The organism is Escherichia albertii NBRC 107761 = DSM 17582 (genome assembly GCF_000759775.1).
Taxonomy (GTDB): domain Bacteria; phylum Pseudomonadota; class Gammaproteobacteria; order Enterobacterales; family Enterobacteriaceae; genus Escherichia; species Escherichia albertii.
In genome coordinates this window covers 1-3,935 of record NZ_BBMY01000197.1, presented here as the reverse complement: position 1 = coordinate 3,935, position 3,935 = coordinate 1, and the positions used below count along the sequence as shown (strand labels likewise).

At 45.9% G+C, this 3,935-nt stretch carries 3 protein-coding genes and 1 pseudogene; 3 read left to right on the top strand and 1 reads right to left on the bottom strand.

Annotated features, from left to right (window positions below; genetic code table 11):
• The first annotated feature begins 97 nt into the window (after positions 1-97).
• Together nhaB and dsbB are read left to right on the top strand one after the other, a co-directional pair.
• On the top strand, positions 98-1,639 hold the full coding sequence (gene nhaB / locus EA14781_RS21875; RefSeq protein ID WP_000406418.1) for a Na(+)/H(+) antiporter NhaB: 1,542 nt from the start codon (positions 98-100) through the stop codon (positions 1,637-1,639).
• A 145-nt stretch (positions 1,640-1,784) separates the two neighbouring features.
• A complete protein-coding gene (dsbB, locus tag EA14781_RS21870; RefSeq protein WP_000943466.1) occupies positions 1,785-2,315 on the top strand; it encodes a disulfide bond formation protein DsbB in 531 nt (176 codons plus the stop codon).
• Between the two features lie 222 nt (positions 2,316-2,537).
• On the opposite strand, the gene EA14781_RS21865 is transcribed toward dsbB, so the two are convergent.
• A complete protein-coding gene (locus EA14781_RS21865; RefSeq protein WP_001019911.1) occupies positions 2,538-3,152 on the bottom strand; it encodes a YagU family protein in 615 nt (204 codons plus the stop codon).
• A 595-nt stretch (positions 3,153-3,747) separates the two neighbouring features.
• Here EA14781_RS21865 and pliG point away from each other — a divergent pair.
• A pseudogene (pliG, locus tag EA14781_RS21860) lies at positions 3,748-3,935 on the top strand (g-type lysoyme inhibitor PliG); the annotation flags it as partial.

Below are 3,935 nucleotides of genomic sequence, written 5' to 3'. Positions count from 1 at the left end.
ACCCATACAAAGACTTGCCTCACTCCCCCCTGACCGTTAAGCTTTGTGTTCTAACATAAAAACATCATTGATTATTTCTAAGGTAAGGGAAACCATCATGGAGATCTCCTGGGGCCGCGCGTTATGGCGCAATTTTTTGGGTCAGTCACCTGACTGGTACAAACTTGCCCTCATCGTTTTTTTAATTATTAACCCGTTAATTTTCTTCATCAGCCCTTTTGTTGCAGGATGGCTGCTGGTAGCAGAATTTATTTTTACGCTGGCGATGGCCCTGAAATGCTACCCACTGCTACCCGGCGGTTTGTTGGCTATCGAAGCCGTATTCATCGGCATGACCAGCGCGGGGCATGTCCGCGAAGAGGTGGCGGCGAATCTTGAAGTCTTGCTACTGCTGATGTTTATGGTGGCAGGCATCTATTTTATGAAGCAGCTATTGCTGTTTATTTTTACTCGCTTGCTGCTTAGCATCCGCTCCAAGATGCTGTTATCGCTCTCTTTTTGTATGGCTGCGGCGTTTCTCTCTGCATTCCTTGATGCCCTGACCGTAGTAGCAGTGGTAATCAGCGTCGCGGTCGGGTTTTATGGTATTTATCACCGTGTGGTCTCTTCCCGCCCTGAAGATACCGACTTGCAAGACGATAGCCATATCGACAAACATTACAAAGTTGTTCTGGAACAGTTCCGTGGTTTTCTGCGTAGTCTGATGATGCACGCAGGCGTCGGTACCGCATTAGGCGGTGTGATGACCATGGTGGGCGAACCGCAAAACCTGATTATCGCCAAAGCTGCTGGCTGGCATTTTGGCGATTTCTTCCTGCGCATGTCTCCAGTGACCGTTCCGGTTCTGATTTGCGGTCTGTTAACGTGCCTGTTGGTAGAGAAACTGCGTTGGTTTGGCTATGGCGAAACGCTGCCGGAGAAAGTTCGCGAGGTACTGCAGCAATTTGACGATCAAAGCCGCCAACAGCGTACACGTCAGGATAAAATTCGTCTGATTGTTCAGGCGATTATCGGCGTCTGGCTGGTGATTGCGCTGGCATTGCACCTGGCGGAAGTTGGCCTGATTGGTTTGTCGGTAATTATTCTGGCGACATCATTGACCGGTGTAACCGATGAACATGCTATCGGCAAAGCCTTCACTGAATCTCTGCCCTTCACCGCACTGTTGACGGTTTTTTTCTCGGTCGTCGCAGTCATTATCGACCAGCAATTGTTCTCGCCGATTATCCAGTTTGTCTTGCAGGCATCGGAACATGCGCAACTGTCGTTGTTCTATATTTTCAACGGTCTGCTGTCATCCATTTCGGATAACGTCTTCGTAGGGACGATTTATATCAACGAAGCAAAAGCAGCTATGGAGAGCGGTGCCATTACGCTGAAACAATATGAACTGCTGGCAGTTGCTATTAACACCGGGACCAATCTGCCCTCAGTCGCCACGCCAAACGGACAGGCGGCATTCCTGTTCCTGCTGACTTCAGCACTTGCGCCATTGATTCGCCTCTCTTATGGTCGCATGGTGTGGATGGCCCTGCCTTATACCCTCGTACTGACCCTCGTCGGGCTGTTTTGCGTTGAGTTTACGCTTGCACCTGTAACCGAATGGTTTATGCAATTGGGTTGGATAGCAACGCTTTGATAACAACTTACCGGGCATATTTATGCCTGGTTGTTTTTTTCGTCCGATAATTGTTCAATTACGCTCTATTTTTAATTCCCCCTGGTGGCGCAACGAATGAATTGGTTTAAACTGCGCACTCTATGCATATTGCAGGGAAATTATTATGTTGCGATTTTTGAACCAATGTTCACAGGGCCGGGGTGCGTGGCTGTTGATGGCGTTTACTGCTCTGACGCTGGAACTGACGGCACTGTGGTTCCAGCATGTGATGTTACTAAAACCTTGCGTGCTCTGTATTTATGAACGCTGCGCGTTATTCGGCGTTCTGGGTGCCGCGTTGATTGGCGCTATCGCCCCTAAAACTCCACTACGTTATGTTGCGATGATTATCTGGCTGTATAGCGCATTTCGCGGCGTGCAGTTAACTTACGAGCACACCATGCTCCAGCTCTATCCTTCACCGTTTATGACCTGTGACTTTATGGTTCGTTTCCCGGACTGGCTGCCACTGGATAAATGGGTACCGCAAGTGTTTGTCGCCTCTGGCGATTGCGCCGAACGTCAATGGGAGTTTTTAGGGCTGGAAATGCCACAGTGGCTGCTCGGTATTTTTGTTGCCTACCTGATTGTCGCTATACTGGTAATCATCTCCCAGTTGTTTAAAGCGAAAAAACGCGACCTGTTTGGTCGGTAATTTATCTGGCGCTCCTCCTGGAGCGCCAGTGTTGTTTTTTCCGCCAATAACGATTCGCCCTTGACCCGCAGTAAATCATAACTTCACGTTGTATAGCGCAGTGCAATCACCGTCGCAAATTCAAGAATGTCTGTTTGAAACGCCGCTCAGCACACGATATCTCTGGCTTCGGTATAAAAAAATGGCGCAGAATTTGCGCCATTTAGTTAAGTGAGAGACTTGTTATCTTGCTGTCCCCAGAGGTATTTCTGGATCAGGCTCATGAGTAATTCTGTTTCTCAGATCCCTACGAATAATTTCAATGGACCAGAACCATACTAAATGTCCAAAAATTTCAGATACATTCTCATACCACGGAAGATCAAACAGCGGTGGAGTAAGTCCCATGAGAGGGAAAGAAATCATATGAACAAAAAGTTGAGCTAAAGCGCCCGCCAACAAGCCCTGCCAAAGTTTAATTTTGGGAAAGACTTCGGCTACCACACAATAACCAACAGCAAAAACTATCGAAAAGATTATGTGCGTTACACCAACCCAGTTAAAAATATGTCCGGCGAAGGTATAAACAGCCGAATTTGGGTCTGCCAGCCCTAACCAATCCCGAAGAAAAATATATGGTGGATTGAGAAAATTACGCGAGCAATCAATTTGCCCGGCTGCCCTGATTAATGATTCAGGACCACATGCTGCGGTAAACATATCTACAGGACTGCGAGGTGGCAACGGAACTTCAGCCCCCCACTTAACAAATGCTGAGACAATACCGGCAATCAGCCCGATAAATGCTGCAAGGCCGTAACGTCTACGGTTCGGTGGTGTTTGCTCAAATATATTCATACATACCCTGCTTATTTCATTTCGTTAATCCTCCCTTAGTAGTATTCATAAAAAAACAACTATGTAAAGAAATGTATTGTTTTGTATTGACACCTGGCGATTCTGTAGCCTCCTGACAGCTACTCCATAATTTCTCCATATTTTTGTAGTATACGTTTTAGAGGAAACACAATGTTTCTATTAAAAATAATTAATCATTCTTCTGCCCACTCCACCAGCGGGCTTTTTTATTCAGACAAAACAGAGTATTCAAATTCCGAAACCAAAGAGGTATTTGCTGCAACACATAATTCTTCTCCCAACAATGAGAAGTGAAATTTTCTTCTCCATATTGAATATTCATTAAGTTATTTGTCATTTCCTTCGGAATAACAAGGCGATATTCTCCTGCAAGTGTAATAAATAGCAACGCCCCGGAAGCCGCATCATATACCGATTCCTCCGATAGCCTTCAACAAGATGTCATGATTCATTATTAGCTTTGAGAACTACCGCAACTCCAGCCGGATTACCGGAAAAGTTCCTGGAAAAGCGCAGCGAGATATTGTTATATTATAACAACTCATCTTTATCCCCCTGACAGAGGAGATCACATATGAAAATCAAGGGTATAACTAAAGCCGTTTTTCTTTTTGCACTGCTGACCTCAACGGGCTTTGCTGCTGGTAAGGATATAAATGTCGAGTTCAATAAAGGCCACAGCAGCGCTCAGTACTCGGGTGAGATAAAAGGATATGATTACGACACATATCATTTTTATGCCCATAAAGACCAAAAGGTACA